Genomic DNA, 15,429 nt, shown 5'->3' on the forward strand with positions numbered 1-15,429 from the left:
GCCTCAGTCGACCGGGGTGAACTCGGGGTCGCCGTAGGGGCTCCCGTCGGGGTCGCCGCCAGGGTTGCCGTCGGGGTCCCGGGTCTCCTCGCCGAGGAGTTCGCGGGCCAGCAGCGTGGCGCCGGCGACCGCGCCCGGCATCAGGAACACCGCGACGAGCGGCACCAGGAACGCCAGGCCCAGCGGGGTCCCGAAGCCCCACACCAGCATCTTGCGGGAGCGCAGCAGGGCGAGCCGTTCGCGCAGTTCGACGCCGCGGCGCTGGAGGGCGACGGCGGTGAGCTCCTCGGTGAGGAAGAACCCGGTGACGAAGAAGCCGAGCACCGGCACGAGGGTCTGCCCGACGAACGGCAGGAACCCGCAGGCGAACAGCAGCACGCCCCACACCCCGGCCCGCACCACGATGCGCAGCCCGTCCCGCGCCGATATCCACAGCTCCCGGACGAGCGGGAGCCCGGACTCGGGGGCGGTGCCGTCCGGCGAGACGTCACGGTCGACCCGCTCCGAGAGGTTCTCGTAGAAGGGCTGGCCGACCAGGAGCGTGACGGCGGTGAACGTGACGACCGCGAGCAGCAGCGCGAGCGCGAACAGCACGGCGGTGAGGAAGCCGCGGAACAGGCCGAGCCAGGGGCTCGGCCAGTCGTCCGCGAAGGGCGTCGCCCAGGCGACGAAGTCGTCGCCCCACAGGGCGAGAGCGACGAGCGCGGCCAGGTAGAGGAGCAGGGTGATCAGGCCGGGCAGCAGGCCGAGGCCGTACGCCCGGCCGTGCCGGGCCACCCAGCGGTGGCCGGCCAGCAAGTGCCGGAATCCTGCGGTCAGATCGTGCATGGGCTGCACGATAGCGGGCGGGGGCCGCGCCCCTTCAGGGGCCGCGGTCCCCGTCTTGTCAGAGCTTGACGATCATCTTGCCCGTGTTGGCGCCCTGGAGGACGCCGAGGAAGGCGTCGAGGGTGTTCTCGATGCCTTCGACGGTCGTCTCGCGGTACTTGAGGCGGCCGTCGCGGACCCAGGGGCCGATCTCCTGGACGAACTGCGGCTGGAGGTCGTAGTGGTCGCCGACGAGGAAGCCCTCGATGCGGCCGCGGGTCTGGATGAGGCGGGAGAGGTTGCGCGGGCCGGGGGCGGGCTCGGTGTTGTTGTAGACCGAGATCATGCCGCAGACCGCGATGCGGCCGTCGCGGTTGAGGCGGCCGAGGGCGGCCTCCAGGTGGTCGCCGCCGACGTTGTCGAAGTAGACGTCGATGCCGTCCGGGGCGGCCGCGCGCAGCTGTTCGGCGACCGGGGCCTCCTTGTAGTTGAAGGCGGCGTCGAAGCCGTACTCGTCGAGCAGGAGCCGCACCTTCTCGTCGGTGCCGGCGGAGCCGATGACGCGGGAGGCGCCCTTGAGCTTGGCGATCTGGCCCACCTGGCTGCCGACGGCGCCGGCCGCGCCGGAGACGAAGACGGCGTCGCCCGCCTTGAAGGAGGCGGTGCGCAGCAGGCCGGCGTAGGCGGTGAGGCCGGTCATGCCGAGCACGCCGAGGTAGGCGGAGAGCGGGGCGGCGTCGGGGTCGACCTTGACGAGGTGCTTCGCGTCCGCGACGGCGTACTCGCGCCAGCCGAAGAAGTGCAGGACGTGGTCGCCGACGGCGATGCCCTCGGCGTTCGAGGCGAGCACCTCGCCGACGGCGCCGCCCTGCATCGGTTTGCCGAGCTCGAAGGGGGCGACGTAGGACTTGGCGGCGCTCATGCGGCCGCGCATGTACGGGTCCACGGAGAGGTAGCGGTTGCGCACCAGGACCTGGCCCTCGCCCGGCCGGCCGACCTCCGCCTCGACGAAGGCGAAGTCCTCGGGCTTCGGCCAGCCGACGGGGCGGCTGAGCAGCTGCCATTCGCGGCCGGTGGCGGGAAGCGATGCGTGGTCGGTCATGGGGGCGCGCCCTCTCCTGTGTGTGCTTGCGCGATGCCGGCTGAATTTAATTCAGCACCTGAAACAACAATGGGGCTGAATATTTCAGGATGTCAAGTAACCGGGTACCCTCGGGGGCATGGCTGGACACAAGAGCCCCCGTGTGGACGCGCTGACGCTGGAGGTCGTCGATCTGATCGGCACGGTGGTCGCGCGGTACCACGAGGAGTACGAGGAGGCGGCGGCGGAGCACGCGCTCACGGGTGCGCAGGCGCGGCTGCTGAGCCTGCTGTCGCTGGAGCCGTTGCCGATGCGGCGGCTGGCGCGGAAGCTGAAGTGCGAGCCGTCGAACGTGACCGGGATCGTGGACCGGCTGGAGAGCCGGGGCCTCGTCGAGCGCCGGCCGGACCCCGACGACCGGCGGGTGAAGCTGGCGGCGGCGACGGAGGAGGGCCGCCGGGTGGCTCGCGGCCTCCGCGACTCCCTCCACTTCGCCCGCGAGCCCCTGGCCGCCCTCACCGAAGCGGAACGGGTGTCCCTACGGGACCTACTGCGCCGGATGCTCCCGGAGGAGGACGCGAGCTGACCACCCCGTCAGGGGCCCCGCAGGGGCCCTGTAAGGGGCGCGGGGCTGTGTCTTTTGCGCGGCTCCGCCGCGGGATGCGCGAGCGCCAACCCCGCGCCCCTCAGGGGCGCGGGGAACTGCGCGATCAGCCACGACGCACCCGCACCCGCCGACGAACCCACCCACCCGAGTTCCCGGGCGCCCTCCCCCGGGGTACAAGGGGCGGAGCCCCTTGAAGGGGATGGGAAGGGTAGGGGCGGCGGGGGCGAAAACCCCTACGTGCACCACCACAGGAAACGGTCACACGTGTCCGACGGCGACGGCTCCGACGACGGCGTCGTCGACCCCGGCTCCTCGGACGAGGGGCTCCCCGCGTCCCCGCCCCCGCTTCCGCCTTCGCCTCCCGGCGACGCCGTCTCCGACGACCCCGCCGTCTCCCCCCGCCCCGTCGTCGTCCCCGGCGCCGCCCCGCCCGACGTCTCGGACGCGCTCGCCGGCGCGCCCTTCCCCTCATCCTTCGCGGAACGCGACGCCGACGCGGACGCGGACGCGGAGGCATCCGGCGTCGCGCTCGCCGTCCCGTCGCCGCGACCCGCGGAACCGGACGTTCCGGGCTCGCCGGACCGCTCGGGCGAGGAGCCGGCGTCGTCGCTCGCCGGATCACCCGTCGCGGCGGTCTCCGGCGCGGAGCCCGGGGACTCGGTGCCGAGTTCCGCGAGGCTCAGGCCGCCGGCGGCGAGGAGCAGGCCGGCGCCGACGAGGAGGACGCGGCGGCGTCGGCGGCGGTGGGAGGCGGCGCGGCGGTCGCGGCGGCCGGGGGGTTCCTCGGGGGTTTCCTCGCCCCCGCCGCCCCTGCCCTGCCCATCCTCACGGGGCTCCGCCCCTTCGACCCCGTCCGGCTGGGGCTCCGCCCCGAGGGAGGCTTCGCCAACAGGAGGCAAGTCTTCAAGGGGCTCCGCCCCGGACCCCCGCGGGAGCTGCGCCCCCTGCACCCCCGTGTGAGGGGCTTCGCCCCCGTCGCCGGTCAGGGGGCTCTCGCCCCCGCTCCCGAGGGGGCTCTGCCCCCTGGACCCCCGAGAGGCACGGCGGCCACGCCCCCGCCGAGCCACGGGCTCCACCGCTTCGCCCCCGCCGGAATGGGGCTCGGCCCCTCCGCCCCCGCCGGAATGGGGCTCCGCCCCTCCGCCCCCGCCGGAATGGGGCTCCGCCCCTCCGCCCCCGTCGGGGTGGGGCTCCATCCCGAGAGAGGCTTCGCCGGCAGGCGTGTGGGGCGAGCCCTCAGAAGCAGCCCCCACCCCGACGGCGGCTTCGCCGGCAGGCATGTGGGGCGGACCCCCAAGGGGCTCCGTCCCGACGGCGGCTTTGCCGGTGGGAGGCACGGTCGGGCGGGGCTCCGCCCCGTTCCCCGCTTCCCCCTCCAGCCACCCCACCGGTGTCCCGCAACCCGGGCACGCCAGGGCTCCGTTGAGGTGTCGTCGGCAGGGGGTGCAGTAGTCCATGTCGCCGGAAGACTAGGTTCCCCCGACCCGGTTGCCCAGTGACTGCTGTGAAAGTTGTGTGGGGAACGATCAGTTATCAGGAGATTCCGCCCGCCCACCTCGTGCGCGACCCATTGACACTCCTCCCACCACCTCTTACTGTCACGCCAGCATTTCGAACGAGTGACGAAATATCGAACAGAACACAGCGGCAACCAGAGCGAGAGGCGACACCGTGCGCATCACCGGAATCAGCACACACGTGGTCGGGACGCCGTGGCGCAACCTGACCTACGTCCAGGTGCACACCGACGAAGGGATCACCGGAGTCGGCGAGACCCGGATGCTGGGGCACACCGACGCCCTCCTCGGCTACCTGAAGGAGGCCGAGGCCAACCACATTCTCGGTTCCGACCCGTTCGCTGTCGAGGATCTCGTGCGCCGCATGAAGTACGGCGACTACGGCCGCGCGGGTGAGATCGTGATGTCCGGCATCGCGGTCGTCGAGATGGCGTGCTGGGACATCAAGGGCAAGGCCCTCGGCGTCCCCGTCTGGCAGTTGCTCGGCGGAAAGGTGACCGACAAGGTCAAGGCGTACGCCAACGGCTGGTACACCACCGAGCGCACGCCGGAGGCGTACCACAAGGCCGCGCAGGGGGTCATGGAGCGCGGTTACCGCGCGCTGAAGATCGACCCGTTCGGCACCGGGCACTTCGAGCTCGACCAGGAGCAGACGCACTACGCCGTCTCGCTCATCGAGGCCGTGCGCGACGCCATCGGGCCCGACGCCGAGCTGATGCTGGAGATGCACGGGCGGTTCTCCCCCGCCACCGCCGTCCGCCTCGCCAAGGAGATGGCCCCGTTCAAGCCGGCCTGGCTGGAGGAGCCGGTGCCGCCGGAGAACCTCAAGGCGCTGGAGAAGGTCGCCGCCAAGGTCGACATCCCGGTCGCCACCGGTGAGCGCATCCACGACCGGATCGAGTTCCGGGAGCTGTTCGACAGCCAGGCCGTCGACATCCTCCAGCCCGACGTCGGCCACATCGGCGGCATCTGGGAGACCCGCAAGCTCGCCGCCACCGCCGAGACGCACTACATGCTCGTCGCCCCGCACAACGTCGGCGGCTCCGTGCTCACCGCCGCCTCCCTCCAGGTCGGCTTCACCTCCCCGAACTTCAAGATCCTGGAGCACTTCAACGACTTCGCCGACGCGGAGATCAAGAAGGTGGTCAAGGGCGCCCCGCAGGTGGACCCGGAGGACGGCTGCTTCCACGTCTCCGACGCGCCCGGGCTCGGCGTCGAGCTGGACGTCGACGCGGCGGCCGAGTTCCCGCAGCAGCAGGCCCGGTTCGACCTGTGGGCCGAGGGCTGGGAGAAGCGCGCCCCCAAGGCCACCCAGTGAGCACCGGCGCCCCCGACGCCGGCACCGGCCGTACCGCCGTCCTCGTGGAGGCGCCCGGCGCCCACCGCCTCGTCCCGCACACCCCGCGGGAGCCCGGGCCCGGCGAAGCCCTGGTCGCCGTCCACGCCGTCGGGATCTGCGGCAGCGACCGCGAGGTGTACCAGGGCAACCGGCCCGAGGGGTACGTCCGTTACCCGCTCACCCCGGGCCACGAGTGGTCCGGCACCGTCGCCCGGGTCGGTGCCGGGGTGCCCGCCTCCCTCGTGGGCCGCAAGGTCGTCGGCGAGGGGTTCCGCAACTGCCAGGTCTGCGACCGCTGTCACGCGGGCGAGACCACGCTGTGCACCGCCGGCTACGAGGAGACCGGGTTCACGCAGCCCGGCGCGATGGCCGCCACCCTGACCCTGCCGGCCCGGCTGCTGCACGTCCTGCCGGACGACGCCGGGCTGACGGCCGCCGCGCTGCTCGAACCCGCCGCCTGTGTCGCCGCCGCCGCGCTCAAGGCGCAGGCACGGCCGGGCGAGCGGGTCGCGGTGGTCGGCACCGGCACGCTCGGCATGTTCGCGGCGCAGTTCCTGCGGGCGGGCTCGCCCGGGGAGCTGCTCGTGGTGGGCACCCGACGCGACCGCGAGTCGCTGTCCCGGGAGTTCGGCGCCACCGACTTCCGTACCAAGGACGAGGCGCTCCCGGACGACTTCGACGTGGTCGTCGAAACGGCCGGGTCCGCCGACGCCGCGCGCACCGCCGCCGGCCTGCTGCGGCGCGGCGGGCGGCTGGTGCTGACCGGCATCCCGGCCCCGGGCGCGGACGGGCTCGACCCGACCGATCTCGTCGTACGCCAGCTGGAGGTGCACACCGTGTTCGGGGCGCCGCCGGAGGCGTGGGCGCACACGGTGCGGGTCTTCGGGGCGGGGCTGCTCGACCCGCTGCCGCTGATCTCGCACGAGCTGCCGCTCGACGAATTCGCCCGCGCCATCGAACTGGTGGGGTCCGGGGACCCGAAGGTGGGCAAGGTGCTGTTGCGGCCGTAGGTCCCCCCCGGGGGGACGGCCGCGACCCGAGCCGTGCGCCGGTACGGAGCGACCTGACGGCCCCGTACCGGCGCACGACCCACCATCCCGGGCCCCCGGCCACCGCCGCCACCCACCCCTACCGCCCTCCGCGAACCCCGTCCGACATACCGAACAGCGCCGGCCCCCGGCCCTCCGGCTCCAGACACACGCACATGACGCACATGAAGGACACCTCGTGACCGACGCTTCCCCTACGGCGGCCCGTCGACCCGGTGAGCAGGCGCTCGCCGCGCTCGGCCTGGACGCGCCCGCCCTCTCCCCCGCCGACGCCTCCCCGCACGCCTTCCCCGGCGGCGGCCGCTGGCGCACCGAGGTGCCCTCCTGCGAGGGCCCGGAGGCGCTCGCCGTGGTCCTGAAGGAGGCCTCCCGGCTCGACGTGCCGATCCACCGGATCAGCCAGGGCAGCGGCGTGTGGATGCTGACCGACGCCGAGATCACCGAGATGGTCGAGGCCACCGCCGCGCGGGACATCGAGCTGTGCCTGTTCACCGGGCCGCGCGGCACCTGGGACATCGGCGGCTCCGTGCGCACCGACTCCCGCGGCGGCGGGCTGCGCGCCCGGGGCCACGACGCGGTGGCCGGCTGCCTGGAGGACGCGGTGCGCGCCACCGAACTCGGCGTGAAGTGCCTGCTGGTGGCCGACGAGGGCGTGCTGTGGACGCTGCACCGCGCGCGCACCCAGGGCATCATCCCGGCCGACACGACGCTGAAGGTCTCGGCGCTGATCGGCCCCGTCAACCCGGCCTCGTTCGCCGTGTACGAGCGGCTCGGCGCGGACTCGGTCAACGTCCCCAGCGATCTGACCCTGGACCATCTGACCGAGATCCGCCGGGTCTCGGGCGCCCCGATGGACATGTACATCGAGGCGCCGGACGATCTGGGCGGTTATGTGCGGATGTACGAGGTGGCCGAGCTGATCCGCCGGGGCGCCCCGATCTATCTGAAGTTCGGGCTGTCCAAGGCGCCCGGAATCTACCCCTACGGGCACCAGTTGCGGGAGGTCACGCTGGCCACGGCCAAGGAGCGGGTGCGCCGCGGGCGGCTCGCCCTGGACCTGCTCGCGCGCCACGGGGCGGACACCGACATGGCCCCGCCGGGGTCCCGGATGCCGGGTTCGCTGCGACGGTTCGACACCGGCGCATAACGTTCCCGAAAAATCTCTTCACACAAGACGACACAGTCGCGCAGAATCCCACACACTCGCCTTCGATCCTTCCTCGCACCGCCCTCCACGCACCGCGCACCGGAGGACCGGTCCACGTCCAACTGAGCCTGACGCCAAGGATGTTCAACATGACCACTCGCAGAGCCGCAGTAGCCGCGATCGCCTCGGTCGCCACCCTCGCCCTGACCCTGACCGCCTGCGGCCAGAACAGTGAGGGCGGCAGCAAGGAGGACAAGGGCGACAGCAAGGGCGGGACCATCGGCATCGCGATGCCGACCAAGTCCTCCGAGCGCTGGATCTACGACGGCAAGTACGTCGTCAAGGAGATGGAGGCCAAGGGCTACAAGACCAAGCTGGTCTACGGCGAGGACGACCCGGACCAGCAGGTCTCGCAGATCGAGAACCTCATCACGCAGGGCGTCAAGGCCCTCGTCATCGCGGCGATCGACAACAAGTCGCTGAACAACGTGCTCCAGCAGGCCGCCGACGCGGACATCCCGGTCATCTCCTACGACCGGCTCATCCTCGGCACCAAGAACGTCGACTACTACGCCTCCTTCGACAACGAGAAGGTCGGCCGGCTCCAGGGCGACTACATCCTGGAGAAGCTGGGCCTGAAGGACGGTTCGAAGAAGGGCCCGTTCAACATCGAGCTGTTCGCCGGCTCCAACGACGACAACAACACCCGGTACTTCTTCAACGGCGCGATGAGCGTGCTCCAGCCGTACATCGACAAGAAGCAGCTGGTGGTCCAGTCCAAGCAGACCGCGCTCAACCAGGTCACCACCCTGCGCTGGGACGGCGGCACCGCGCAGAAGCGCATGGACGACATCCTGACCTCCTCGTACAAGCACCGCAGGGTCGACGCGGTCCTCTCCCCGTACGACGGCATCTCCATCGGCATCCTGTCCTCGCTGAAGTCCGACGACTACGGCTCCAAGGACAAGCCGCTGCCGGTCGTCACCGGTCAGGACGCCGAGGTCGCCTCGGTGAAGTCGATCATCGCCGGTGAGCAGTCCATGACCATCTACAAGGACTCGCGCAAGCTCGCCAAGGTCACCGCGGACATGGTGGACGACTCGCTGCACGACAAGAAGCCCGAGGTCAACGACACCAAGTCGTACAACAACGGCGTCAAGGTCGTGCCCGCCTACCTGCTCCAGCCGGTGAGCGTCAACAAGAGCAACTACGAGAAGGTCCTGGTCGGCGGCGGCTACTACACCGCGGACGAACTGAAGTAACCCGCCCGTCCCCAGGGATCCCTACGGATTGAAAGGCACGACCATGGCGGGACCCGTCCTGGAAATGCGCTCGATCGTCAAGACCTTTCCCGGTGTGAAGGCGCTCTCCGACGTCACCCTGACGGTGCGTCCGGGTGAGGTCCACGCCATCTGCGGGGAGAACGGCGCCGGAAAGTCCACCCTGATGAAGGTGCTCTCCGGCGTCCACCCGCACGGAAGCTACGAGGGCGAGATCCTCTTCGAGGGAGAGGTCTGCCGCTTCAAGGACATCCGGGCGAGCGAGCAGCACGGCATCGTGATCATCCACCAGGAGCTGGCGCTGGTGCCCTACCTCTCCCTCGCGGAGAACATCTTCCTCGGCAACGAGCACGCCACCCGCGGGTTCATCAGCTGGGGCGAGACCCTCAAGCACGGCACCGAACTGCTGCGCCGCGTCGGACTGTCGGACCACCCGGACACCCGGGTCGCCGACATCGGCGTGGGCAAGCAGCAGCTCGTGGAGATCGCCAAGGCGCTCTCCAAGAAGGTGAAGCTGCTCATCCTGGACGAGCCGACGGCGGCGCTGAACGACGAGGACAGCGGCAAGCTCCTCGATCTCATCCTGGAGCTGAAGAAGCAGGGCATCACCTCGATCATCATCTCCCACAAGCTCAACGAGATCCGCCGGGTCGCCGACTCGGTGACCATCCTGCGCGACGGGCGTTCCATCGAGACCCTCGACGTGAAGGCGGCGGAGACCACCGAGGACCGGATCATCAGCGGCATGGTCGGCCGCGACCTCGACCACCGGTTCCCCGAGCGCACCCCCCACCAACCGGAGGAGGGGGCCGCGCCCGCCTTCGAGATCCGCAACTGGACCGTGCACCACCCGATCGACCAGCAGCGCAAGGTGGTCGACGACGTGTCGATCCATGTGCGGCGCGGGGAGATCGTCGGCATCGCCGGGCTGATGGGCGCCGGCCGCACCGAGCTGGCGATGAGCGTCTTCGGCCGCACCTACGGCCGGCACGCGACCGGCACGGTCCTCAAGGACGGCAAGGAGATCCGTACCAAGACCGTCCCCGAGGCGGTCGCGCACGGCATCGCCTACGTCACCGAGGACCGCAAGCACTACGGCCTCAACCTCATCGACACCATCAACCGCAACATCTCGCTCAGCGCCCTGGGGAAGGTCTCCAAGCGGGGTCTGGTGGACGAGCACGGGGAGCGCCAGGTCTCCGAGGGCTTCCGCACGTCGATGAACATCAAGGCGCCCACCGTCTTCGAGCCGGTGGGCAAGCTGTCGGGCGGCAACCAGCAGAAGGTCGTCCTCAGCAAGTGGATCTTCGCGGGCCCGGACGTGCTGATCCTGGACGAGCCGACGCGCGGCATCGACGTCGGCGCGAAGTACGAGATCTACACGGTCATCGACCAGTTGGCGGCCCAGGGCAAGGCGGTCGTCTTCATCTCCTCCGAGCTGCCCGAGCTGCTCGGCATGTGCGACCGCATCTACACCATGGCCGCCGGCCGGCTGACCGGCGAGGTCCCGCGGGCCGAGGCCACCCAGGAAGTGCTGATGCGCCGGATGACGAAGGACGAGAAGGACAAAGAGGTAACCCGATGAGCACGGATGTCACCGCGAAGACCCCGGCGGCCGCGCCGCCGGGCAAGGGCGGCTCGGGCGCGGGCGACGGCCTGCTGAAGCTGCTCCTGGACGGCATGCGGCGCAACATGCGCCAGTACGGCATGCTGATCGCGCTCGGCCTGATCGTCATTCTCTTCGAGGCGTGGACCGGCGGCGACCTGCTGCTGCCGCGCAACGTCTCCAACCTGGTGCTGCAGAACAGCTACATCCTGATCCTCGCGATCGGCATGATGCTGGTGATCATCGCCGGTCACATCGACCTGTCGGTCGGCTCGCTGACGGCGTTCGTGGGCGCGGCGGCGGCCGTGCTCATGGTCAGGCACGACGTGCCCTGGCCGCTGGCCGTGGTGCTGTGCCTGGTCCTCGGCGCCGCCGCGGGCTCGTTGCAGGGCTTCTTCATCGCCTATCTCGGCATACCGTCCTTCATCGTCACCCTCGCCGGGATGCTGCTGTTCCGCGGTCTGACCGAGATCGTCCTCAAGGGGCAGACCCTCGGTCCCTTCCCCGAGGGGCTCCAGAAGACCGCCAACGGCTTCCTGCCGGAGGTCGGGCCGAACACCAACTACCACAACCTCACCGTCCTGCTCGGTCTCGCGGTCATCGCCTTCGTCGTCTACCAGGAGATCCGCGACCGCAAGCGGCAGCAGGAGTTCGCGCTCGACGTGCTGCCCACCAAGATGTTCCTGACGAAGCTGGTCGCGCTGGTCGCCGCCGTCCTCGTCGTCACGCTGCTGCTCGCCAGCTACAAGGGCGCCCCGGTGGTGCTGATCATCCTCGGTGTGCTGGTGGTCGGCTTCGGCTATCTGATGCGCAACGCGATCATCGGCCGGCACATCTACGCGATCGGCGGCAACCTGCCCGCGGCCAAGCTGTCGGGCGTGAAGGACAAGAAGGTCGTCTTCCTGGTCTTCCTGAACATGGGCATGCTCGCGGCCCTGGCGGGGCTGGTCTTCGCCGCCCGCTTCAACGCGGCCTCGCCCAAGGCCGGCCTCAACTTCGAGCTGGAGGCCATCGCGGCCTCGTTCATCGGCGGCGCGTCGATGAGCGGTGGCGTCGGCACGGTCCTCGGCGCGATCATCGGTGGCCTGGTCCTGGGTGTGCTGAACAACGGTATGAACCTCGTCGGCATCGGCACCGACTGGCAGCAGGTCATCAAGGGCCTGGTACTGCTGGCGGCCGTCGGCTTCGACGTGTGGAACAAGCGCAAGTCCGGTTCTTAAGTCTCCGCTCGGGCCCCGCCACCACGGCGGGGCCCGCTTCTTTTGGCAGGAGCCGCACATGGACATGAGCAGACGTACCGTCCTCGCGACCGCCGCGGCCGCGGGCCTCACCGCCGCGACCGCCGGCACCGCCCGTGCCTCGGCGGCGGACAAGGCGTCGACCCCGGCCTCGTCGTCGGCCTCGTCCCCGGCCTCGTCGTCGTCCGCGCCGTCGTCCTCGAGAGGCAGGAAGCCCGTGAAGGAGCTCTTCGGCACGCTGGCCGACGGCACCAAGGTGTACCGCTGGTCGCTGGAGAACGGCGCGACGAGGATGAAGGTCCTCAGCTACGGCGGCATCGTCCAGTCGCTGGAGATCCCCGACCGCCACGGCCGCCACGCCAACGTCTCCCTCGGCTTCGACGACCTCGGCGACTACGTGGCGAGCAGCCCGTACTTCGGCGCCACCATCGGCCGCTACGGCAACCGCATCGCCAAGGGGCGCTTCACCCTCGACGGCACGACGTACCAGCTCTCCGTCAACGACGGCGAGAACACCCTGCACGGCGGCGCCAAGGGCTTCGACAAGCGCGTCTGGGACGTCGAGCCGTTCACCCGGGGCGCGGACGTCGGACTGCGCCTGCACTACACCAGCGCCGACGGCGAGGAGGGCTTCCCCGGCACGCTGAAGGTCCAGGTCACCTACACCCTGAACCGGCACGGCGACTGGCGCATCGACTACGCGGCCACCACGGACAAGGCCACCGTCGTCAACCTCACCAACCACACGTACTACAACCTCGCCGGCGAGGGCAGCGGCGACATCTACGACCACGAACTCACCCTGGCCGCGAGCCGGTACACCCCCACCGACGCGGGCCTCATCCCCACCGGCGAACTGGCGCGCGTCTCCGGCACGCCGTTCGACTTCCGGCGGGCCAAGGCGATCGGCCGCGATCTGCGCGCCGGCCACCCCCAGCAGGTCACCGCCAAGGGCTACGACCACAACTGGGTTCTCGACAAGGGCGTCACCGAGGAGCCCGAGCACGTGGCGACGCTGCGCGACCCGTCCTCCGGGCGCACCCTGCGGATCGCCACCGACCAGCCCGGCGTGCAGTTCTACTCCGGCAACTTCCTCGACGGCACGCTGGTGGGCACCTCCGGGCGCACCTACCGGCAGGGCGACGCGCTCGCCCTGGAGACCCAGCACTTCCCCGACTCCCCCAACCAGCCGTCCTTCCCCTCGACGGTGCTGCGGCCGGGGCAGACGTACCGTACGACGACGGTCCACTCGTTCGGCGCGGGGCGGTGAGCCGGACGGGCTCCGGCGGGCGGCCGAGGTGAGCCGCGGGGCGCCGTCCGGCGTTTGAACGAGGGCGCCCCCGCATCCGTATGACTGGGCGGCCCGTGCTCCCCCGCACGGGCCGCCCAAACGTGACGGGCCCGCCGGCGCCCGTTCCCATACGGAGGTTCGAAGGCTTCATGGCCGACAACGTCACCTCGTTGTTCCGCGGCACCGCGGCGCACAGCCCCTCGATGGCCGCGCTGACGCGCGAGGGCGGCGACGGCCCCGGGCCGGTGGACTTCTGCATCCCGTGCAACCCCTACTTCCCCACCCCCGCCATGTTCGACGAACTGGCCGGCCGGCTGCGCGAGATCATCACGTATTACCCGAGCAGCGCCGACACCATCACCGCCGAGCTGTGCGAGCTGCTCCAACTCCCCGCGCAATGCGTCGCGATGGGCAACGGCTCGACCGAGCTGATCACCTGGATCGATCATCTGCTGGTCACCGAGTCCCTCGCCGTGCCCGTGCCGACGTTCGGGCGGTGGACCGACCAGCCGATGGAGACGGGCAAGCGGGTCGACATGTTCCCGCTCCAGGAGTCCGGCGGCTTCGCCCTCGACCTCGGCACATACGCCGAGTTCCTGCGCAAGCGCGGGTCCCGGGTCGCCGTCGTCTGCAACCCGAACAACCCCGACGGCGGGTTCCTGCCCCGGCAGGCGCTGGTCGACTTCATGGACGCCATGGCCGACCTCGACCTCATCGTCATCGACGAGTCGTTCCTGGAGTTCTCCGACGCGGAGGAGGAGCCGAGCACCGTCCAGGACGCCATGCTGCGGCCCAACGTGATCGTGCTGCGCAGCCTCGGCAAGAACTTCGGGCTGCACGGCATCCGGTTCGGCTACCTCGTGGCCAACCCGGCGCTCGCGGGCAGGGTCCGCTCGATGCTGCCGAAGTGGAACCTCAACTCCTTCGCCGAGCACGTGGTGTTCATGCTGAAGCGGCACGGGGCGGAGTACGCGGCGAGCCTGCGGCAGGTGCGGCAGGACCGCGTGGACATGGCCGGGCAGCTCGCCCGGCTGCCGGGGCTCACGGTGTACCCGTCCCAGGGCAACTTCCTCTTCGTCCGGCTGCCGGTGGGGGCGGAGGGCACGGTCGTGCGCGACCGGCTGCTCACCGGCCACCGGATCCTGGTCCGCGAGTGCGGCAACAAGATCGGCTCCTCCAGCCGCTTCCTGCGGCTCGTGGTACGCCCCCAGGTGGACGTACGCCGCCTGGTGACGGGCCTGGAGCAGGTCCTCTACGGCGCGACCCCGCACGCGGGTTACAGCTCGGGCACGGCGGCGGTGGACCGCCTGGTCAACGAAACGAACGGCGCGGGCATACGGGGCCTTGCGGCCCAGGCCTCCGCGATGCCCCTCGCGCCGGGGTCGGCACCGGCGCCGGGTGCGGTGCCCGGGCCCGCTCCGGCGGCTGCGCCGCCCCCAGCCCAGGTACCCGCCCCGGCGGCCGTGGCGCCCGCGCCGGGGCTCGGGGCGATGGTGGCCGCAGTGGGACTGGGCACGCCGTCGGTGCCGGCGCCGGCACCGGGGGTGGTGCCGGGGGCGGTCTACGGCGGGGCACCCACACCGGTCTCCGGACCCCCGCCGGTCTCCGGACCCCCGCCGGTCTCCGCGCCCACGCCGGTCTCCGCGCCGATGCCGGCGCCCGCTCCGGCGTCCATGCCGGCGGGGACCGTGGGCTGGGGCCCGGGTGCCGGACTGCCGGGGATGCCGGCGCAGCCGGGTGGACCCGGGCTGCAATCCGTCCCCGGCAACGGGGTGCCGCCGGTGGAGAACCGGCGGGGTATGCCGGCGGCGGGTGGTCTGACGGCGGCGCAGGTCCGCGGCCGCACGCAGCCGGACCCACCCCCCGAAACGGGAGGCTGGCCCCCGGCCGGAGCCATGTACCAGGCGGGTTGACCTCCGGCCGGGCATGCGTGCGCGGCAGAACTCGGGGGGCGGGCTTGTTCGGCGACTGCGGGTGGACTTGTGGCTGATCGCGCCCACGCGGCGCAGCCGCACATCGACACAGCCCCGCGCTCCTGAGAGGCCCCGCAGGGGCCTTTGAGGGGCGCGGGGAACTGCGCGGGTGACCACGACGCGCCCGCGGCCGCCGGTGCGACCGAACCCCCCGGCCCCTCCCGCGCCCCGCCCGGAGGGCGCACCCCCGGGGTCGAAGGGGCGGAGCCCCTGGGGGACGGGAAGGGTAGGGGCGGCGGGGGCGAGGAAAAGGGCCCCGAGGCACAGCCCCACGAAGGAGCCCGCGCCACAACCCCGCGTGCCAAAGCCGACCGCAGGTCGTCACGTGCCCCCGCGCCGACCGCAGGTCGTCACGCGCTCCCCACCCCACCCGGAGGCCCCGGCGAAGGGGAACCTCCCGTTCACCCCAACACCCGGTGAACGCACGGGTTTTGCCGCTGTCACCACGGTGAACTCATCGTGTGATTCCCGTACAACCCTCGCACTCCCCCGCC

General features: G+C 71.3%; 12 protein-coding genes. 9 read left to right on the plus strand and 3 right to left on the minus strand.

Going from position 1 to position 15,429, the window contains the following annotated elements; translation table 11 throughout:
- Window positions 1-3 precede the first annotated feature (3 nt).
- Window positions 4-828, minus strand: coding sequence for an EI24 domain-containing protein (locus OIE12_RS10185; protein WP_329133941.1), 825 nt, complete (start codon window positions 826-828; stop codon window positions 4-6).
- 58 nt (window positions 829-886) lie between these two features.
- Entirely contained in the window at window positions 887-1,909 is a 1,023-nt protein-coding gene (locus tag OIE12_RS10190) for an NADP-dependent oxidoreductase (RefSeq protein ID WP_329133943.1), read from the minus strand.
- Window positions 1,910-2,027: 118 nt separating this feature from the next.
- Between OIE12_RS10190 and OIE12_RS10195 the strand changes: the two genes are divergently transcribed.
- Complete coding sequence (locus tag OIE12_RS10195; RefSeq protein WP_329133945.1) at window positions 2,028-2,474, plus strand: MarR family winged helix-turn-helix transcriptional regulator; 447 nt, start codon at window positions 2,028-2,030, stop codon at window positions 2,472-2,474.
- A gap of 254 nt (window positions 2,475-2,728) precedes the next feature.
- Here OIE12_RS10195 and OIE12_RS33475 read toward each other — a convergent pair whose 3' ends face one another.
- Window positions 2,729-3,952: an SCO2400 family protein gene (locus OIE12_RS33475; protein ID WP_443053794.1), complete on the minus strand. Its 1,224-nt coding sequence runs from the start codon at window positions 3,950-3,952 to the stop codon at window positions 2,729-2,731.
- Between the two features lie 214 nt (window positions 3,953-4,166).
- On the opposite strand from OIE12_RS33475, the gene OIE12_RS10200 reads away from it, so the two are divergent.
- From OIE12_RS10200 to OIE12_RS10235, 8 genes are all read left to right on the plus strand, one after another.
- On the plus strand, window positions 4,167-5,330 hold the full coding sequence (locus tag OIE12_RS10200; RefSeq protein WP_329133947.1) for a mandelate racemase/muconate lactonizing enzyme family protein: 1,164 nt from the start codon (window positions 4,167-4,169) through the stop codon (window positions 5,328-5,330).
- Window positions 5,327-6,361 carry a zinc-dependent alcohol dehydrogenase gene (locus OIE12_RS10205; RefSeq protein WP_329133948.1) on the plus strand — a complete coding sequence of 345 codons (1,035 nt, stop codon included), beginning with the start codon at window positions 5,327-5,329 and terminating at the stop codon, window positions 6,359-6,361. The genes OIE12_RS10200 and OIE12_RS10205 overlap by 4 nt, the downstream gene beginning before the upstream one ends.
- Before the next feature lie 217 nt (window positions 6,362-6,578).
- Window positions 6,579-7,547 carry a hypothetical protein gene (locus OIE12_RS10210; RefSeq protein WP_329133950.1) on the plus strand — a complete coding sequence of 323 codons (969 nt, stop codon included), beginning with the start codon at window positions 6,579-6,581 and terminating at the stop codon, window positions 7,545-7,547.
- A 149-nt stretch (window positions 7,548-7,696) separates the two neighbouring features.
- Window positions 7,697-8,809 (plus strand): multiple monosaccharide ABC transporter substrate-binding protein, encoded by a 1,113-nt coding sequence (gene chvE / locus OIE12_RS10215; protein WP_329133952.1) that lies wholly within the window; start codon window positions 7,697-7,699, stop codon window positions 8,807-8,809.
- 43 nt (window positions 8,810-8,852) lie between these two features.
- Window positions 8,853-10,412 carry a multiple monosaccharide ABC transporter ATP-binding protein gene (gene mmsA / locus OIE12_RS10220; RefSeq protein ID WP_329133954.1) on the plus strand — a complete coding sequence of 520 codons (1,560 nt, stop codon included), beginning with the start codon at window positions 8,853-8,855 and terminating at the stop codon, window positions 10,410-10,412.
- Window positions 10,409-11,653, plus strand: a complete 1,245-nt coding sequence (gene mmsB / locus OIE12_RS10225; RefSeq protein WP_329133956.1) for a multiple monosaccharide ABC transporter permease — start codon at window positions 10,409-10,411, stop codon at window positions 11,651-11,653. The genes mmsA and mmsB overlap by 4 nt, the downstream gene beginning before the upstream one ends.
- A gap of 58 nt (window positions 11,654-11,711) precedes the next feature.
- Window positions 11,712-12,941 carry an aldose epimerase family protein gene (locus OIE12_RS10230; protein WP_329133958.1) on the plus strand — a complete coding sequence of 410 codons (1,230 nt, stop codon included), beginning with the start codon at window positions 11,712-11,714 and terminating at the stop codon, window positions 12,939-12,941.
- Between the two features lie 170 nt (window positions 12,942-13,111).
- The gene (locus OIE12_RS10235) at window positions 13,112-14,875 is read left to right on the plus strand and encodes a pyridoxal phosphate-dependent aminotransferase (protein WP_329133960.1); all 1,764 of its coding nucleotides are present in this window, start codon (window positions 13,112-13,114) and stop codon (window positions 14,873-14,875) included.
- Window positions 14,876-15,429: the final 554 nt, after the last annotated feature.

It is taken from the genome of Streptomyces sp. NBC_00670, from assembly GCF_036226765.1.
Lineage (GTDB): Bacteria > Actinomycetota > Actinomycetes > Streptomycetales > Streptomycetaceae > Streptomyces.

What these genes read in the sequence shown, in the direction of transcription:
- OIE12_RS10190 (WP_329133943.1), bottom strand. Translation starts at nt 1,909, where the DNA reads ATGACCGACCACGCATCGCTTCCCGCCACCGGCCGCGAATGGCAGCTG.
- OIE12_RS33475 (WP_443053794.1), bottom strand. Translation starts at nt 3,952, where the DNA reads ATGGACTACTGCACCCCCTGCCGACGACACCTCAACGGAGCCCTGGCG.
- OIE12_RS10230 (WP_329133958.1), top strand. Translation starts at nt 11,712, where the DNA reads ATGGACATGAGCAGACGTACCGTCCTCGCGACCGCCGCGGCCGCGGGC.
- mmsA (WP_329133954.1), top strand. Translation starts at nt 8,853, where the DNA reads ATGGCGGGACCCGTCCTGGAAATGCGCTCGATCGTCAAGACCTTTCCC.
- OIE12_RS10235 (WP_329133960.1), top strand. Translation starts at nt 13,112, where the DNA reads ATGGCCGACAACGTCACCTCGTTGTTCCGCGGCACCGCGGCGCACAGC.
- chvE (WP_329133952.1), top strand. Translation starts at nt 7,697, where the DNA reads ATGACCACTCGCAGAGCCGCAGTAGCCGCGATCGCCTCGGTCGCCACC.
- OIE12_RS10195 (WP_329133945.1), top strand. Translation starts at nt 2,028, where the DNA reads ATGGCTGGACACAAGAGCCCCCGTGTGGACGCGCTGACGCTGGAGGTC.
- mmsB (WP_329133956.1), top strand. Translation starts at nt 10,409, where the DNA reads ATGAGCACGGATGTCACCGCGAAGACCCCGGCGGCCGCGCCGCCGGGC.
- OIE12_RS10185 (WP_329133941.1), bottom strand. Translation starts at nt 828, where the DNA reads ATGCACGATCTGACCGCAGGATTCCGGCACTTGCTGGCCGGCCACCGC.